The sequence below is a fragment of the Photorhabdus africana genome (genome assembly GCF_035181445.1).
GTDB lineage: Bacteria > Pseudomonadota > Gammaproteobacteria > Enterobacterales > Enterobacteriaceae > Photorhabdus > Photorhabdus laumondii.
Genome location: NZ_JAXBVE010000166.1, coordinates 1 through 519, shown reverse-complemented (window position 1 = coordinate 519; position 519 = coordinate 1). Strand labels below are relative to the sequence as shown.

Sequence of the window (519 nt, the reverse complement as noted above, 5' to 3'; positions counted from 1 at the left end):
ATCGTATTTTGCTTCGCATTATGAGAGTGATGAGCTTGTTGAATTTACGCAGAAAAATAGCGGTCATGGACGGACAGAATTTCGGCATGTCATGCAAATTCGTGCCGTATTACCGGAGGTCCTTCGGCGGCAATGGCCTTCAATACAAAGTGTTATTGAAGTCGTCAGTGAACGAAGCGTAAAAGGTCAGCCTCCCCATCGTAATTCACGCTGGTATGTCAGCTCGCTACCGTTGGAGGCGGAAATCGTGGCTAAGGCAATAAGAAAGCACTGGTCGGTGGAAAACGAGCTGCATTGGGTATTAGATGTCACTTTTCGAGAAGATGCTATCTCACTCAAAGATCCTGATGGGGCTGCACAAATGGCGCTTTTTAACCGAATTGCATTAAGTGTGATTAAACAGAATACCAGCATAAAAGACAGTCAGGCAGCTAAACGTCGAAGAGCCATTTGGTCAGGGGAATTCCGTAGTCAACTTATTTTTGATTAAATTAAATACAAAGTGGAATCCCGCCCTGT

1 pseudogene is annotated in these 519 nt (G+C 44.7%); it reads left to right on the top strand.

The features are described from left to right. Nucleotides 1–490, top strand: a pseudogene (locus tag SLS51_RS23235) (ISAs1-like element ISPlu18 family transposase); the annotation flags it as partial. Nucleotides 491–519: the final 29 nt, after the last annotated feature.